Here is a 15,341-nt window from a genome sequence, read left to right as displayed (position 1 = left end):
CCGTTTTCGATCATTTTACGAAACGTTGGACTCCACTTTTTTCAGCCTACCTCACTGGTCCAGCGTCTGTCACATGTCACTCACAGTCTGGGTGAGTTAAGTGATCTGGTGGGTCAGCCCGTCCGTTTGTACAACCCGGAAGAATGGGTCGGCTTGCAACAGCGCATCAAGGCCAAATACTCGACACGCGAGGAAAGCGCGATGTTCGAGGCGGTCATGGCGGGGGTGCCGGTGCATGAAGCCGTCGCGCGATTCAATCAGGAAATGCGCGAGCAGGAAGACGATATCGAATTTTTCTGACGCTGTGGCGGCGGGGAGTCAGAAATCAGCCGCTGCCTGCCAGGTGATGTGCGCATCCGAACCGCTGCGGGCCGTACGCTCCAGCATGTCGATGAAGGGCCAGGCGCGTTGCGGCAGGCTCACGGGCAACGGTTGCTGCGCTTCTTCGCTGTCTTCATCCACCGCTGGAGTGGCCATCTGCGCTTTCGCTGCGGCGACAGCAGCCTGCAATTTCTCTGCCGCCGGCAACATCTGCGGTTGCGTGAATACGCCGCGTGCCGTGCCTTCCTTGCCGACGATGTCGAACAGCATGCGCGCCACTTCGGCATACATGAACAATTCCCCCGTTTCACTGGATTCAAAAGTCACGAGCATGGCCATGTCGGGGTTTCCTGCAGACGTATGAACAAGGCGGCACTATAACCCAGTGCCGCTACGGCGGTGTGGCAGCACGGGTCGATGCATGGCTAGGGCGCGGCGTGCGCAATCCCTGCCTGCCTGGCCAGCATGCCGCGCATGTCGGCACCGCTGGGATGCTGGAAGACGCGCAAACCGAACTCCGGCAGGATCGCCAGCAGGTGATCGAAGATATCCGACTGTATGCCTTCGTAAGGTACCCAGGCCACCGTGCTGGTGAAACAGTACAGTTCCAGCGGCACGCCGTCGGCTGTCGGCGCCAGTTGCCGGACCATCATCGTCATCTCCTGGTGGATGCCGGGGTGGTGACGCAGGTAGTTTTCGATATAGGTGCGGAAAGTGCCGATGTTGGTCAGTCGTCGGTGATTGACGATGTCACCCGGACGTCCGGCGTTCCAGGCTTCGATTTCGGCGAGTTTGCCGGGCAGGTATTCCTGCAATAGCGCGAAGCGGCCCAGGTCGCGGCATTCATTCTCGGTCAGGAAACGGACGCTGGTCTGATCGAGGTAAAGACTGCGCTTGATGCGGCGTCCGCCCGATTCACTCATGCCGCGCCAGTTACGAAAGGAGTCCGAAATCAGGCGCTTGGTCGGGATGGTGGTGATGGTCTTGTCCCAGTTCTGTACCTTGACTGTGTGCAGGGCAATGTCGATGACGCCGCCGTCGGCGTTGAGCTGAGGCATCTCGATCCAGTCACCGACGCGCACCATGTCGTTGGAGCTGAGTTGCACGCTGGCCACCAGCGACAGCAGGGTGTCCTGGAAAATCAGCATGAGCACTGCCGCCATGGCACCCAGACCGGAGAGCAGCAGCAGAGGAGAGCGGTCGATCAGGCTGGCGATGATCAGGATGGTGGCGAGCGCATAGATCACGATCTTCGCTACCTGGACATAACCTTTGATGGGCCGCAGATGCGCGTCCGGGCGACGCTGGTAGAGGGCGTTGCCCCAGTTCAGCGCACCGCCGATGGCAAGTGCGATGGTGAGCACGACAAAGGCGCCGCAGACGTTCTCGACCACAGTCACCAGTGCTGTTGGTAATTCAGGCACAACCTTGATGCCCAGACTCAGTACCAGGGCCGGAACGACATTTGCCAGACGGGCAATGACGGGTAATGGTGTCAGCTCCTGATCGTTTGCCGTGAAGCTGACCAGCCGGTACAGGCCGCGTAGCAGGATGTGCTTGGTCAGCCAGTTGGCGAGCCAGGCCAGCAGCAGAAGCGCGGTGGTGAAGAAAAGGGCGTGGGAGAGTGGGTGCTGCTCGAGCCAGCGGGTGAAATCGGTGATTTCCTGGGGCATGCGATGCTCCTTGTATGGCTTGTCGGGCGGTTGATGATAACAAACTGGATTTTCTGGCCTGCGGCAGGAGGGGCGACGCAGGCGGCAATGCGCAGGCAGAAATCCATCGGCATGCCAAGTGCCGTCACACGCAGTGCTGCTGCCGGTTGCCAGAGGCATCTTCCGTCGGGCAGAATGGCCGAAAGGAGGCTGCCATGAATTCGCAAGCGCAACCATGGGTGGAAGAACAGGATGCCATTCAGCAACTGGCGCTGGAAGAGTGCGTCAAGCGGCAGCGGGTGGAACACGATGTTCGCGTGCTGATTCTGCCTGCCGGCCGTTGTCGTCTGGCCGGGCGTTTTGCGCAGCTGGGCGCGCGGGTCACGGTGGCTGATGAGCCGTCGCAGCAGCAGGAAATTGAAAACCGCATCCTTGCGGCCGGTTTGCAAGGAACGATCCGGTTCGCCCCTGCTCAATCGCCGAGCCCGCCGGAAGAGGGGGACGAAGTGCGTTACGACATCATTGTCTTGCGCCGCGGACTGTGTCACCTCCCCTATGCCCAGGGTAAGGAAAAAATCCGGCAGTTGATGAAAAAATTGCGCATCGGCGGCAAGCTCTACATCTCCATACTGGGCCTGCACTCGGAGCTGGGCGAAGGCTATGCCGGCCGCGAGCAGTCGATCTATGAGCGGTTTGCCCGGCTGGCACCGCCTCTGGCAGACAAATACGGCATCGCGGAGCCGGTCTGCCTTTATTCCGAGCGGGATCTGTTCCTGCTGCTTCTGGAGTCGGGAGCCAGCGTGCTGCGCACCCTGACGACGACCTGGGGTAATGTGAAAGGCGTTGCGGTTCGCGTCTGAGCCGACCGTTCACGCAGCCTTTCTTCCCTGCGCCCCCGGCCCTTGCCGTGGGGCGTTTCACGTGAAACGCCCGTACCATGTCCATGCCATCCACCCGCGCCGCTGCGGCGGGCCCCGATCTGATCCTGTGCTTGCTGCTGCCCTTCGCTGCCGGCTATTTCCTGTCCTACCTGTATCGCACGGTCAATGCCATTCTCGGGCCGGTGATCGCGGTCGAACTGGGATTGCCGGATAACGCCCTGGGGTTGTTGACCAGTGCGTATTTCCTGGCGTTTGGTGCAGCCCAGATTCCGCTGGGGCTGCTGCTTGATCGCTACGGTCCCCGCCGTGTGGAAGCCTTTCTACTGACGGTGGCTGCGAGCGGTGCGGTTGTTTTTGCGCTGGCGGAGGGCCTGCTCGGGCTGACCCTGGGCCGGGCCTTGATCGGGCTGGGGGTCTCGGCCTGTCTGATGGCATCGATGAAAGCGTTCACCCAGTGGTTTTCCGCCGAGCGTCTGACCGCCATGACGGGCTGGATCATGGCCGCAGGGGGGCTGGGGGCGTTGGTGGCGGCAAAGCCTCTGGAGATGGCGCTGACGGTTACCCACTGGCGTGGCATCGTGCTGGCTCTGGCGCTGCTGACTCTGCTGGTGGCTTTGTTGCTCTGGCGGGTGGTACCAGATAAGGAGAGTCATGCGGCGGTGGTGCCGTTGCGGCAGCAGCTGCGGGAGTTGCGGGCAATTTTTGCAGATGCGCATTTCCAGCGCTATGCGCCGATGGGTTTCGCCTTCATCGGTGGTTTCATGGCGGTACAGGGGCTGTGGGCCTCACGCTGGATGGCGGTGCTGGAAAATCTTGATGCTGCCGCTGTGGCGGCCCGCCTGACCTGGATGGGCATCACCATGCTGGCGGGTTTTCTCGGGATTGGTTTTTTTGCTACCCGGCTGGTGCAGCGTGGCCTGTCACTGGCGCAGCTGTATCAATGGGCGATGGTGCTGGCGGCGGTGGCGCTGGGCATGATCTGCCTGTGGCCGCAATTTGCGGGCGCGCTGCTGTGGCCCATGCTGGGGGGCTGCTTCTCTCTGGCCAACATTGCCTATTCGCTGGTGGCGCAGGCGTTTCCGCCGCACTGGTCGGGACGGGCCAGCACGGCATTCAATCTGTTGGTGTTTGCCGGCGCCTTTGGCCTGCAATGGGGTATCGGCGGCTTGGTCGATGCCTTGCATGCGGCTGGCCTGAGCAGTGCCGAGGCTTACCGTGCCGCCTTTGTCCTGTTGCTAGGTTGTCAGTTGCTGGCGCTCGTCTGGTTCATGTTTCCCCGGCGCGCTACGACTGACCGCTAGATCCACCTGTTGCAGCGCTCCGCTGCGGCCGTCTTCGAACAGGAACAGGCCAGCATCGCGGATGTAACCGAGCATGCTGTTGTCGCTGTCCTTGAGCGCAAACGGTGCGGCGACAGACCCTGTGAACAAGGCGCCGATACCGGCCGTGGCCAGGGTCGTGTACCGATCGGCAAACCACAGGCCGAGTTCGTTGAAGGCTGGATCGGCTTCGTCGATCCAGCCATTGCGGTCGTGATCGAGTTGCTGCAGATCGGCAAAGCCGTTACCACTCTGAGCGCCGAATAGTTCGCGGCCATCGTCGGCGCGGCCGTTGCCGTTGCGGTCCCAGACCAGGAAACAGCTGTTGCCGCCTGGCTGTGGAATCCATTGTGCCGAGCCATCGGCGGCAAGATCGAAGTTGATGCGCTGGTTGGTGAGTTCGCACGCCATGCCATCAAAGGACAGCATGAGTGGATCCTTGAGCACGACACTGCCGCTCGTTTCGCTGTAACTCACCGAGTGGAAACTGCGCTCCATGTTGAGCGCGTAATCGAGGCCGATTTCACGACCGTCACTGGTCCGGACCCAACCTGTGCCGCAGACGGTGGTCCGCTCGAACTCACTGACCGTTTCACACACCGATGTCTGCCAGTGAATTTCCCGGCCGCCACTATCTTTGCCGGGGCCGACCGGTGTTTCTGACGGGGTGGTTGCTGCCGTGTCGAACAGCGGGTTTTGTTCGCGCACGGTCCGTCCTTCCAGGGCCGCGATGATGCGCTCGATCAGACTTTCCAGGAGCTTGCGGACGCGTTCATGTAGATCGGTTTCCGTTTTCTCTTCCGCCAATCCGCCCAGCATCTGGCGGAAGGTGATGCGCGATTCGGCACTCAGACTGCGGCTCTGGCTGGCTTCGTGGCTGGCGGAGAGCTGGAGGGCAGAGGCTTCGATTTTCATGATGGCTCCTTGACTGTGTTCGGAGAGAACATCAAGCAAGGGCCGTGCCGATCAGCATTCGAGCGGGTCGACCTCGATGTGCCAGCGTAATTGGCGCGGGGTGCGCAGTTGTTCCAGGGCTTCGCGCCAGCGCGGCAGAAATTGCTGCAGCGCCGGGCGGGAGGGCGATTCGACCAGCAATTGGGCGCGCTCGAGATTGGCCAGGCGCGCCATGCGCATCGGTACTGGGTCGTAGATGCTGATGCTGTCCTGCCCTGCGGCTTCCGGCAAGGTGACGGCAGCTTGCAGGAAAGCCAGAGCGTCTGCCATTTGTGGTGCTTCGGCGCGCAGGATGGCCTGGAACGTGTAGGGGGGGAAACCGGCCTGGGCGCGCTCCTGCAGCTGGTTGCTGGCGAAACTGGGGTAATCCTGGGCGACCAGGGCGGCAAACAGGGGGTGGTCGGGATATTGCGTCTGCACGATGACTTCGCCCGGCAATTCGGCTCGTCCGGCCCGCCCGGCGACTTGCATCAACTGGGCAAACAGGCGCTCGGGGGCGCGCCAGTCAGCGGCAAACAATGCCGCATCGGCACCGAGTACGCCGACCAGGGTGAGTCGGGGAAAATCGTGCCCCTTGGCCAGCATCTGGGTGCCGACCAGGATGTCGGCTTCACCACCATGAATGCGGCTGAGCATTTCTTCCCATTGCTTGCGGCTTTTCACCGCATCGCGGTCGACGCGCAGGATGCGTGCTGCGGGAAATTGTTCCTGCAGCCAGCTTTCCAGCCGCTGGGTGCCGCGCCCGAAGGCCTGGATGTCCTGATTGCCGCAGGTCGGGCAGGCGCGGGGAATCCTTGCTTCAAAACCGCAGTGATGGCAGCGCAGGCAGTGGTCAGCGCGATGCACGACCAGATTGGCGGCACACCGCTGGCAGTGCGAGATCCAGCCACAGGCCGGGCAGGCAAGGACGGGGGCGTAGCCGCGCCGGTTAAGGAAAACCAGACTTTGCTCTCCTCGCTCCAGACGGTTGCGGATGGCGGCCAGCAGCGGCTCGGCTACGCCTTCCTGCAACTTGATCTGGCGGGTGTCGAGGATCCGTACCGGGGGCAGTTGTGCCTGTGGATTGGCCCGCTGCAACAGGAAATGTCGCCGGTAGCGGCCGTTCTCCGCATTGGCCCAGCTTTCCAGGGCTGGCGTGGCCGAGCCGAACAAGATGGGAATGTTCTGCTGGCGGGCGCGTACGATGGCCAGATCGCGCGCGGAGTAACGCATGCCGTCCTGCTGCTTGAAGGAGGCATCGTGTTCTTCATCGACCAGAAGCAGTCCGAGGCGTGGCAGCGGCGTGAATATGGAGAGGCGGGTGCCGAGGACGACATCAGCTTCGCCGCGCAGGGCCTGTAGCCAGTGGCGTTCACGGGCGGCTTCGGCGAGTTCGCTGTGCAGGGCAACAATCGTCTGCTCCGGAAAGCGCGCCCGTACCCGGGCTTCCAGTTGTGGGGTGAGGTTGATTTCCGGCACCAGCAGCAGGGTTTGCTGGCCGAGTGCGAGGGCGCGTTCGATCAGACGCAGATAGACCTCGGTCTTGCCGCTGCCGGTCACGCCGAACAGCAGGTGGGGCACGAAGCCGCCGTCGATGTCGATGGCGTCGATCACTGCCGCCTGTTCGGCGGTCAGCTGTGGCCGGGGTTGCGCTGTCGGCGGTCGTTGCGTGCGGCCAGAGCGTCGCTGCGGTGGTGTCAGACGTTTCAAGCCAGCCGGTAGTGCCGCCATTATGGTTTCACCGAGGGGGGCTTGATAGTAAGTGCTTGCGAACTCCAGCAACTGGAAAAAATCGGGCGGTAGCGGCGGCAGATCGTCTTCGATACGGCGGGCGGTTTTCAGCTGAGCCAGCGGCCATTCACTGCTCTCGGCAGTGGCGACGACAACGCCGATCTTCTCGCCGCGGCCAAATGGGACACGCACACGCCGTCCCACGTCTGCCGGACAGGCATCGGCCAGCTGGTAATCAAACAGACGATGCAGCGGGACATCGAGCGCAACGCGCACTATCGGCATGGTGAGAGAGGGGTGGTACTTGTCCACAAAAGCTGTGGATAAGTCTGTGAGTTATCACGGGGTAGAAACGCTAAGTCGGCGTTTCTTAAGGAATTTGTTATTTTGCTGAAAGCATGAGCAAAAACCCCAAATCTATATAAATCATGAACTTGGGTATTTTTTCGGCTGTCAAGCACTCAGCGAAAGATGTTTGAAGGGCCGGGGGCGAAAACTTGTGCATAAGTCAAGCCCCGGCACTTCAGTTAGTCCTTACTTACGCAGCGTCCGGCTATGGGCATGGACGGTTTCGACCAGCACGGTGACGTTTTCCGGCGGGGTGTACTGCGAAATGCCATGGCCGAGATTGAATACATGGCCGGTATTGCCCGGACCGAAGCTGTCGAGCACTTTTTTTGCTTCAGCGGCGATGGTTTCCGGCGTGCCGAACAACACGTTGGGATCGATGTTGCCTTGCAGGGCAACTTTGTCGCCCACCCGGCGGCGCGCGCTGCCAATATCAATGCCCCAGTCGAGGCCGACACCGTCGCAGCCGATGGCTGCAATGTCCTCCAGCCACAGGCCACCATTCTTGGTGAACACGATGTTGGGGATGCGCTGCCCGTCCTTTTCTTTCTTCAGACCGGCCACGATGCGCTGCATGTAAGCCAGTGAGAATTCCTTGTAGGCCGAAGCCGACAGGGATCCGCCCCAGGTATCGAAAATCATCACGGCCTGGGCGCCGGAATCGATCTGGGCGTTGAGGTAGCTGATGACCGCCTGCGTGGTGACATCGAGGATCTTGTGCAGCAGATCAGGACGGCTGTAGAGCATGCCCTTGATGTGGCGGAAATCGGAGGAGCCTTGGCCTTCGATCATGTAACAGGCAAGGGTGTAAGGGCTGCCGGAAAAGCCGATCAGCGGTACCGAATTGTTCAGGGCCCGGCGAATTTCGCTGACGGCATCCATGACATAGCCGAGATGATCGTAGGGATCGGGGGCGCTCAGGCTGTTGATGGCCCATTCCTCGCGCAGCGGCCGCTCGAATTTTGGGCCTTCGCCTTCGGCAAAATACAGGCCCAGGCCCATCGCGTCGGGGACGGTGAGGATGTCGGAAAAGAGGATGGCGGCGTCAAGATCGTAGCGGGCGAGTGGTTGCAAAGTCACTTCGCAGGCCATGGACGGCGATTTGCACAGGTTGAGGAAATTGCCTGCCCGTTTGCGGGTGGCGCAGTACTCGGGCAGATAGCGCCCGGCCTGGCGCATCATCCACAGCGGGGTAAAGTCGGTGGGTTCCTTCAACAGCGCACGCAGGAAGGCATCATTCTTGGGTCGGCTCACGGTCTACTCCGCCAAAAGTCGAAAGAGGGGGATTATCCGTCTTTATTGCTGATCGGTCACTTCCGCCAGAAAGCTGGGGTGAGGACAACGAGAGATTCATGTAGACGAAAGCGAAGGCGAATATGGGAAACAATACCGTCAGTGGTGCGCTGGCCTGATAGCTGGTGGAGTCGTAGCTTGCTTGAAAGTTTCGATTAGGGTGTCGTTGAGGTCGAACAGGATGCAGGAATAGCAAGGTATGGCAGAGCTCAGGTTGAAATGGATGAGGCACGTTGCAGCTCGTCAAGTGTGTTGAAATTGGCAAATTCAGTTGTATCGACCGGGAGGTCAACATAAACACTGTCGATTTCCTGCAACCAGGTCATGAAACGTCGCTCGCCGCGCTCAAGATAAGCCGTTAGCTGTGGCAGAACGCTGCGCCGGTATAGACTGAACACAGGGTGCACGCGCTCGCCTTGGCGGATGACGGCGACCTCGGCGTCCTGATCCGTCAGCGCCGAGAACAAACGAGCAATCAGATCCATCGGAAAATAAGGTGAATCGCAGGGCAGGCAGGCTAGATAAGGCGTACCGGTAGCACACAAAGCGGCGTGCAGACCGGCCAAAGGACCGATAAAACCAGGCAATGCGTCCGGCAACACTGGATGACCGTAAGCCATGTACTCAGGCAGACAGCGGTTGGCGCTGATGACGATAGGGCCGACCTGCGGCGCCAGGCGGGCCAGCGTGTGTGCAATGAGTGGTCGCCCCGCCAGCAGTTGCAAGCCTTTGTCCACGCCGCCCATGCGCCGGGCTTGGCCGCCCGCCAGAATGACGGCGCTGGTGCTGTCTCTGATAGTGTTGTGGATGTGGGTATCCGTTGTCATTGCATGGTTCCCACGGTGTTCACTCATACGGTGTCGGTCGGTTCAACGATTTGTGCCTGCGGCCAGTTTTGCAGTGCGATCGGCATGAGTTTTGGTCGCACGACGATCACGGCCAGGCGATAGCGGCATGCATCGATGACGGCGAAGCCGGCGGTGAAACCGTCCCGGCCCGAGAATTCCAGCGGTCCCATTTCATCGATCATCAGTAGATCGCATGCGCCTGCGCTCTTGATCAGAGCGTTTCCCCAGGCCAGGGTCGCCGGATCGAAACGCCACCCCAATCCAGCGGTTTCCAGTGTGCCGAAGCCGGCGCGTTCGGCCAGCCGGCGGGTCTCGCCGCAGCTCAGATCCAGCAGGTCGATGGCCGTCTTGCGGCCATCGCAAAAAACCGCCGGTGATGCCAGCCCAGCGACTATCAGGCCCTGCTCCTGCGCCAGGTCGGCCAGGCTTCGACACCAAGTGGTCTTGCCGGCTCCGCGTTCGCCCGAAAGGAGGACGAGTTGCCTCGTGCCGCCTTCTCGGCAGCGATCGAGTGCGGCATGCGGCGTGAGCATGAACGGACTCATGACACGCTCTGGGGCAGGCTTGTAGCCACCAGTCGCTCGTCGACACCGTACAGATCGGCGAGGCTCCGCGCGCTGGCGATATTGCGCCCGCCCTGAGCAACGATGCGGCCCGTTCTCAGAAAGGCGATGCGGTCGGCCACGCGCAGCGCGTGTTCGGGCTGATGGGTGGACATGAGGACGGCGAGCCCCCGGGTCTTGAGGCCCTCGATATGTTCCAGCACCCGCAACTGGTTGCCGAAATCGAGGTTGGCGGTCGGTTCGTCGAGGATCAGGATGGTCGCCTCCTGCGCCAGCGCCCGGGCGATCAGCGCCAGTTGCCGCTCGCCGCCCGAAATTTCCGTATAGACGCGCTCTGCCAGAGGACCGATGCCGAGCGCGTCGAGGGCTTGGTGTGCGACTTCCCGGTCGCGGGCCGAGGGGGTGGCGAAGCGGTCGATGCGCACCGTCCGCCCCATCAGAACCACCTCCTCGACGGTAAAGGCGAACAGGCCGGCATGGCTCTGTGGGACGTAGGCCAGCTGGTGCGCCAGATACCTCCTGTGCCATTCGCCGATCCGCCGCCCGGCGACCCGCACCTCGCCGCGCAAAGCGGGCAGAATGCCGAGCAGTGTTCGGAATAGAGTGGTCTTGCCGCTGCCGTTCGGACCGAGCAGGCACAGAACCTCCCCGTTGGCGAGCGTCAGGTCGATCTCCTCGCCTACCGTATGGTGGCGATAGCCGATGGCCAAACCGCGTGCCTCCAGGGCAATCACGGTCTTTCCCCGCACGTGGACGGGCTGTCCAGGGGGCCGTTGATGAGCGTAGTGCCGGTGGTGATTGGGGCCGTGCTGTTCACAATCGACATGTCGGCTTCCCCGGCAGCAGCAATCAAATCTTCCTGAACCGTGCCTGTTCTCATCCTCGCCTGCCTGTCCTTGCCAACAGCCACAGGAATACTGGAGCGCCGACGAATGCCGTCAGGATGCCGAGTGGCAACTCAATGACGGTTACCGAACGCGCCAGCGTGTCGGCGGCGACGAGGAAACCGCCGCCCAGCAGAAGCACGGCTGGCAGCAGCCGTGAGAACTCCGGTCCGACCAACAGCCGCGCCGCGTGCGGCACCACTAGGCCGACCCAGCCAATGATGCCGGCGATGGACACGGCGGTCGCCGCTATCAGCGTCGCGGAGGAGATCAGCACCAGCCGCAGGCGCGTCACGTTTACGCCCATGGCGGCGGCTTCCTCGTCGGAGAGGGCGAGCAGGTTGACTTGCCAGCGCAGCAGCAGCATGGGCACGAGACCGATCGCGACCAGGGGGGCTGCCAACGCCAGGTCGGTCGGGGCTGCGGCGTTCAGTCCGCCCAGAAGCCAGAAAGTGATGCTCGGCAGTTGCGCGCTCGGGTCGGCCAGTACTTTCACCAGCGAGATCCCGGCCCCGAACAGGGTGCCCACCGCAACGCCGGCCAGCACCAGGATCAGCACCGGGTCGTGACGTCGTACCCGACCGGCGACGAAATAGACGCTGCCGACTGCGAGCAGGCCGCCGCAGAAGGCGGCCCCCTGCACGGCGGCAAGCGGCAGTCCATAAAGGATGGCGAGCGATGCGCCAAGCCCGGCGCCGGCGGAGACGCCGAGGATGTCCGGCGAGGCCAGCGGATTGCGGAACATGCCCTGATAGGCCGCGCCGGCGGCGGCGAGTGCCATGCCCACCAGCAGCCCGGCGGCGATGCGCGGCAGGCGCAGGTTCCACACCACCGTGGCAGCGTCACCCGTCGCCGCCGGGCCGGCCAGCAGCGCGGCGAGCACCTCTCCCGGCGTCAGCGAATAGGGGCCGAAGGTGAACGCTGCCAGCAGCGCCGCAAGCGTTGGTACCGACAGGACAAGGAGGCGTGGCCCGGCAGGCCAGCGGGCCAGTTTCATGCCAGTCCCGCCATGCGAAACAGATCCTCCCGTGACGGCGCATGGCCGTAGAACAGGCGATGGAACGCCTGCGCATGGTCGGTCCAGTCAGATCTCGCGGTATCGCCGTGCAGACGTTCGAACAGCCAGCGCACGCCGATCAGCCGGTTTATGCCGACTGGGCCGTCGAGCCAGCCGAAGGGCTGGCTCGGCGCGAGCGCGAGGTGTCCTCTTTTCACGGCCGGCAGCCGCTGCCAGAAGGCATCCTGCCGCGCCAGTGCGAAGAACTCCGGATACTGCGTGACGATGACATCCGGCGCCCAGGCCAGCAGTTGTTCGCGCGACACCCGCGCCAGACCGCCGCTGCCTGCGGCGGCATTGACGGCGCAGGCAGCTTCGATGCACTCGCCGTTGAGCGAACCGGGCAGCGCCGTTTCCAGGCCGTCGGCGCCGCGTGCCAGATACACTTGCGGTTGGCCCTGTGGACGGAGGTCGCGGCAGGCGAGCAGCGTCGCCTCGGCATGACGCGCGAGTTGTTCGCCGCGCTCGGCGGCTCCGAGCAGGCGGCCACAGTCGCGCAGCTGGCGGGCGCTGTCGGCCAGCCGGCCATCGATGAGCAGGTAGGGGATGCCGGTTTGCCGGTGCGTGCGTTCGGCGGTGGAGAGGTGGGTCGCATCCAGCGTGCCGGCATTGATGACGATGTCGGGCTTCAGGGCGACGAGTTTTTCCAGCGGCATGGTGCTGCCGCGCCCGGCCAGGCGACCGAGCATCGGCAGTTCGCGCCGTCCCGGCGCAAGCAGCGCATGCGCCTCGTTCGACATCAGCCACGGCCAGCCCATCAGCTTGTCCGGTGCCACCGCATAGACGAGAACGGCCGCCGGCGCGCCTGCGGCGAACACACGCCGCACCTTGTCCGGCGCCGGCAGGGTTCCGAATATGTGGAGGCTCCTGGCCGGCGCGTCGACCGCTTGAGCGGGCAGCCAGGGAAGTGCCGCCGCCAGGGCGAGAAAGTCGCGCCGTTTCATCGCAGCATCAGAACCGGTAGCTCAGGTTGGCGAACCACATCCGCCCCGGGGTCGGAAAACCGTCGTTCAGTTCGTAGTTCTTGTCGGTCGCGTTATTGACGCCGATTTCCGCCGCCAGAGCCTGCAGGTGCCAGACCGCCTTGAGATTGAGCGTCGTGAAGCCGTTCAGCTTGACCGTGTTCGATCCCCAGCGGCTGCCGTTGCGTTCGGCGAAGGCAACCAGGTTCACGCTGGCGACGGGCCGCCAGAGGGCATGCAGCAGGATCTTGGTCTTGGGGATGCCGGTGAGCCTGACGGTGGGATCGCTGATGTTTTTCACGTCCATCCAGGTGGCGTTGCCGCCGATTTCCCATTGTGTGCCGAGCGGCATTTTCAGACCAAGCTCGACGCCCTTGATGCGGGCCTTGCCGACGTTTTGCATCTGGCACTGGTTGACGTTGCTGCAATCGGCTGCGCCATTCAGATTGACACTCTGGATCTTGTCCTTGATATCGTTCCAGAACAGCGCAGCCTCGGCCTGGGCTTTGCCCCAGAGGCGGCCTTGGTATCCGATTTCATAATTGACGGCCTCCTCGGGCCGTATGCCGGGATTCTCGATGTAGCGGCCCAGACGGATCGAGTAGCGATCCTTCAGAGTCGGCAGGCGGGTCTTCTGCGCCACGGTGGCATACAGGCGTGCGTCGAGATTCAGATCGTGAAACAGGCCGATCTGCGCATCGGTGGTGCTCTGGCTGTCCGGAAGAGTGAAACTGCCGCCACTGCTGAACACCTTTTCCGGTCTGAGTTCGTGATGCGCCAGACCGATGGACAGCAGCGTCCTGTCGCCGAGCGAGATACCGTCCTCGATCGACAACGAGCGCAGGGTGTCCTCGAAATCCGCGCCCAGCGCACCGTTGCCGTCACGCTCCTCGTGCCGGTCGTTCTTCATCTGGGCGACGAGGCGCAGAAGATGGCCGTCGAAGCGCCGGGATTCGAGTTCCACCGCACCGCCGTAGGTCTTGTCGTGGTAAATGCTGCGACCGGTGGAGATGCTGCCGGAGCCGCTGGTCTTGAGGGTGGTATAGGAGCCGTCGGTGTAGCTGGTCACCGAGTTGTCGAACTTGTCGACGTAGAGGCGCAGCTTCAGCGTTTCACGGGCGCCCAGGGCGGTACGCGAGACGAAGTAGAGGCTCTCCTTGTCCCAGAGCGGCCATTTCCAGTAGCGTACAAACGCCGGATCGGTGGAGGGCGGCTGGCCCTTTTCGCCGTTCTGCTTGATGTAGGTCAGCGCGTATTCGTCATTGCCGCCGGGCGTGATGCCGAATTTAAGGGAAGCTTTGTCATCCTTGTAGTACGAGTTATTGCGGCGCCCGCCATCCTCGGTCGCGGTGGGCTTGAAATCGGATGACATACGGAAGCCGTCCGCCCTGCGGGTGGACGCCCCGAGTTGCAGATACCATTTGCCCTGGTTAGTGCCAACGTTGGCTTCTGCGTGGCGGCTACCTTCCTGACCGAAGCCGGCCCTGACGTCACCCTCGAAGATCCTTGCCGGCTTGCGCGAGATCAGGTTGATGGCGCCACCCAGGGTATTGGGGCCGTAGGCCACGGAACTGAAGCCCTTGGCAACCTGGATGGCCGCCAGGTCAGCGGTACCGAAGCGACCGAAATCGACGTAGCCGTCATAGGGGATATATACGGGAATGCCGTCGATGAACAAGGGTGCCTGGCGCGGATCGTAGCCGCGCAGAAACACGGTCTGCTCGTTGAGGGAGTTGGTGGAGACGGCCACGCCAGAGAGCAGGTTGACCGCGTTGCCGACGGTTTCCCGGTTGTGGGTCTGGATGTCTTCGCGGGTCACGATCGAGGAAACCTGTTCGGACGCCACCTCTCCGAGCTGCGGTCGTTGGCCGATGACGATGACGGTTCCGAGGTCAAACATGCCGCCGTCGGCGAGCGAAAGAAACGGTACCGAAAGAAAAAACAGGCCTAGCGAGACGCGTTTCATGAGACCCCGGATAAATTTGATTTATATTAAGAATAAAATAATTGATGCTCGCTGTAACATAAATGCCATAACGCTCTCTGTCAAGAACCATGTCGACATGATACGAAAACTGAATTTTTATCGGCGCGCCCGGTATCGACCGGTCCGGGCGATCAGCGGCTGACCGCCTGCCTCACTTGCCGGAAATGCCGGAAACCAGTTCGCGCAGTGCCGCAAGTTCCGCCTGGGCCGCCCGGTTTAGTTTCTTTTCCAGCGCCGTGAAATGCGCCACGAGCGCTTCGCCCAGCGGTGTGAGGGCTGCGCCGCCGCCGCCCCTGCCTCCCGCCGAGGTCTCGACGACGGGGTTGCCGAATCCCTGGTTGAGCGTATCGATCAGCAGCCAGGCTCGTTTGTAGGACATTCCCATGGCCCGCGCTGCGGCACTGATCGAACGACCGGCAGCGACTTGCCGCAGCAGGTCGATCTTTCCGGGGCCGATGTCAATCGATTCCCCGATGTATACGCGGGGACGCAGCAGCATGGCTTGCGGCTCGGTCGAAGTGGGCTTCATGAAGGGCGTATCCTGGAAATGGCAGAACCGAAG

Annotated in this window: 15 protein-coding genes; 3 read left to right on the top strand and 12 right to left on the bottom strand. The window is 62.4% G+C overall.

Features of this window, described 5'->3' with window-relative positions; translation table 11 throughout:
- Positions 1-300, top strand: a 300-nt coding sequence (locus JYJ39_RS12210; protein WP_205204682.1) for a hypothetical protein, incomplete at its 5' end; no start/stop codon positions are given.
- An 18-nt stretch (positions 301-318) separates the two neighbouring features.
- Here JYJ39_RS12210 and JYJ39_RS12205 read toward each other — a convergent pair.
- The gene (locus JYJ39_RS12205; protein WP_205204681.1) at positions 319-660 is read right to left on the bottom strand and encodes a DUF1840 domain-containing protein; all 342 of its coding nucleotides are present in this window, start codon (positions 658-660) and stop codon (positions 319-321) included.
- 86 nt (positions 661-746) lie between these two features.
- Positions 747-1,994, bottom strand: a complete 1,248-nt coding sequence (locus tag JYJ39_RS12200) for a mechanosensitive ion channel family protein (protein WP_205204679.1) — start codon at positions 1,992-1,994, stop codon at positions 747-749.
- A 194-nt stretch (positions 1,995-2,188) separates the two neighbouring features.
- Here JYJ39_RS12200 and JYJ39_RS12195 point away from each other — a divergent pair, with 194 nt between their 5' ends.
- Together JYJ39_RS12195 and JYJ39_RS12190 are read left to right on the top strand one after the other, a co-directional pair.
- Positions 2,189-2,833, top strand: coding sequence for a hypothetical protein (locus tag JYJ39_RS12195; protein ID WP_205204677.1), 645 nt, complete (start codon positions 2,189-2,191; stop codon positions 2,831-2,833).
- 77 nt (positions 2,834-2,910) lie between these two features.
- Positions 2,911-4,155, top strand: coding sequence for an MFS transporter (locus JYJ39_RS12190; protein WP_205204675.1), 1,245 nt, complete (start codon positions 2,911-2,913; stop codon positions 4,153-4,155).
- Here the strand turns inward: JYJ39_RS12190 and JYJ39_RS12185 are convergent.
- From JYJ39_RS12185 to JYJ39_RS12140, 10 genes are all read right to left on the bottom strand, one after another.
- The gene (locus JYJ39_RS12185; protein ID WP_205204673.1) at positions 4,090-5,088 is read right to left on the bottom strand and encodes a hypothetical protein; all 999 of its coding nucleotides are present in this window, start codon (positions 5,086-5,088) and stop codon (positions 4,090-4,092) included. The genes JYJ39_RS12190 and JYJ39_RS12185 overlap by 66 nt on opposite strands.
- 51 nt (positions 5,089-5,139) lie before the next feature.
- Positions 5,140-7,122, bottom strand: coding sequence for a primosomal protein N' (locus JYJ39_RS12180; protein ID WP_205204671.1), 1,983 nt, complete (start codon positions 7,120-7,122; stop codon positions 5,140-5,142).
- Positions 7,123-7,371: 249 nt separating this feature from the next.
- Positions 7,372-8,439: a uroporphyrinogen decarboxylase gene (gene hemE, locus JYJ39_RS12175; protein ID WP_205204669.1), complete on the bottom strand. Its 1,068-nt coding sequence runs from the start codon at positions 8,437-8,439 to the stop codon at positions 7,372-7,374.
- A 248-nt stretch (positions 8,440-8,687) separates the two neighbouring features.
- Complete coding sequence (gene mobA, locus JYJ39_RS12170; RefSeq protein WP_205204668.1) at positions 8,688-9,305, bottom strand: molybdenum cofactor guanylyltransferase MobA; 618 nt, start codon at positions 9,303-9,305, stop codon at positions 8,688-8,690.
- A 23-nt stretch (positions 9,306-9,328) separates the two neighbouring features.
- On the bottom strand, positions 9,329-9,859 hold the full coding sequence (locus JYJ39_RS12165) for a nucleoside-triphosphatase (protein WP_205204667.1): 531 nt from the start codon (positions 9,857-9,859) through the stop codon (positions 9,329-9,331).
- An 8-nt stretch (positions 9,860-9,867) separates the two neighbouring features.
- Entirely contained in the window at positions 9,868-10,623 is a 756-nt protein-coding gene (locus JYJ39_RS12160) for an ABC transporter ATP-binding protein (protein WP_240189650.1), read from the bottom strand.
- 142 nt (positions 10,624-10,765) lie between these two features.
- A complete protein-coding gene (locus tag JYJ39_RS12155; RefSeq protein WP_205204665.1) occupies positions 10,766-11,770 on the bottom strand; it encodes a FecCD family ABC transporter permease in 1,005 nt (334 codons plus the stop codon).
- Positions 11,767-12,588, bottom strand: a complete 822-nt coding sequence (locus JYJ39_RS12150; protein WP_205204664.1) for an ABC transporter substrate-binding protein — start codon at positions 12,586-12,588, stop codon at positions 11,767-11,769. Before JYJ39_RS12150 ends, JYJ39_RS12155 begins: the two co-directional genes overlap by 4 nt.
- A gap of 193 nt (positions 12,589-12,781) precedes the next feature.
- Positions 12,782-14,758, bottom strand: a complete 1,977-nt coding sequence (locus JYJ39_RS12145) for a TonB-dependent receptor plug domain-containing protein (protein WP_205204663.1) — start codon at positions 14,756-14,758, stop codon at positions 12,782-12,784.
- A 172-nt stretch (positions 14,759-14,930) separates the two neighbouring features.
- Positions 14,931-15,308, bottom strand: a complete 378-nt coding sequence (locus JYJ39_RS12140) for a winged helix-turn-helix domain-containing protein (protein ID WP_205204662.1) — start codon at positions 15,306-15,308, stop codon at positions 14,931-14,933.
- Between the last annotated feature and the right edge of the window lie 33 nt (positions 15,309-15,341).

The organism is Azonexus hydrophilus, from assembly GCF_905120355.1.
Classification (GTDB): Bacteria; Pseudomonadota; Gammaproteobacteria; order Burkholderiales; family Rhodocyclaceae; genus Azonexus.
This window is presented reverse-complemented; position numbering and strand designations above follow the sequence as displayed.

What these genes read in the sequence shown, in the direction of transcription:
- JYJ39_RS12205 (WP_205204681.1), bottom strand. Translation starts at nt 660, where the DNA reads ATGGCCATGCTCGTGACTTTTGAATCCAGTGAAACGGGGGAATTGTTC.
- JYJ39_RS12200 (WP_205204679.1), bottom strand. Translation starts at nt 1,994, where the DNA reads ATGCCCCAGGAAATCACCGATTTCACCCGCTGGCTCGAGCAGCACCCA.
- JYJ39_RS12195 (WP_205204677.1), top strand. Translation starts at nt 2,189, where the DNA reads ATGAATTCGCAAGCGCAACCATGGGTGGAAGAACAGGATGCCATTCAG.
- JYJ39_RS12190 (WP_205204675.1), top strand. Translation starts at nt 2,911, where the DNA reads ATGTCCATGCCATCCACCCGCGCCGCTGCGGCGGGCCCCGATCTGATC.
- JYJ39_RS12185 (WP_205204673.1), bottom strand. Translation starts at nt 5,088, where the DNA reads ATGAAAATCGAAGCCTCTGCCCTCCAGCTCTCCGCCAGCCACGAAGCC.
- JYJ39_RS12180 (WP_205204671.1), bottom strand. Translation starts at nt 7,122, where the DNA reads ATGCCGATAGTGCGCGTTGCGCTCGATGTCCCGCTGCATCGTCTGTTT.
- mobA (WP_205204668.1), bottom strand. Translation starts at nt 9,305, where the DNA reads ATGACAACGGATACCCACATCCACAACACTATCAGAGACAGCACCAGC.
- JYJ39_RS12165 (WP_205204667.1), bottom strand. Translation starts at nt 9,859, where the DNA reads ATGCTCACGCCGCATGCCGCACTCGATCGCTGCCGAGAAGGCGGCACG.
- JYJ39_RS12155 (WP_205204665.1), bottom strand. Translation starts at nt 11,770, where the DNA reads ATGAAACTGGCCCGCTGGCCTGCCGGGCCACGCCTCCTTGTCCTGTCG.
- JYJ39_RS12150 (WP_205204664.1), bottom strand. Translation starts at nt 12,588, where the DNA reads ATGGGCTGGCCGTGGCTGATGTCGAACGAGGCGCATGCGCTGCTTGCG.
- JYJ39_RS12145 (WP_205204663.1), bottom strand. Translation starts at nt 14,758, where the DNA reads ATGAAACGCGTCTCGCTAGGCCTGTTTTTTCTTTCGGTACCGTTTCTT.
- JYJ39_RS12140 (WP_205204662.1), bottom strand. Translation starts at nt 15,308, where the DNA reads ATGAAGCCCACTTCGACCGAGCCGCAAGCCATGCTGCTGCGTCCCCGC.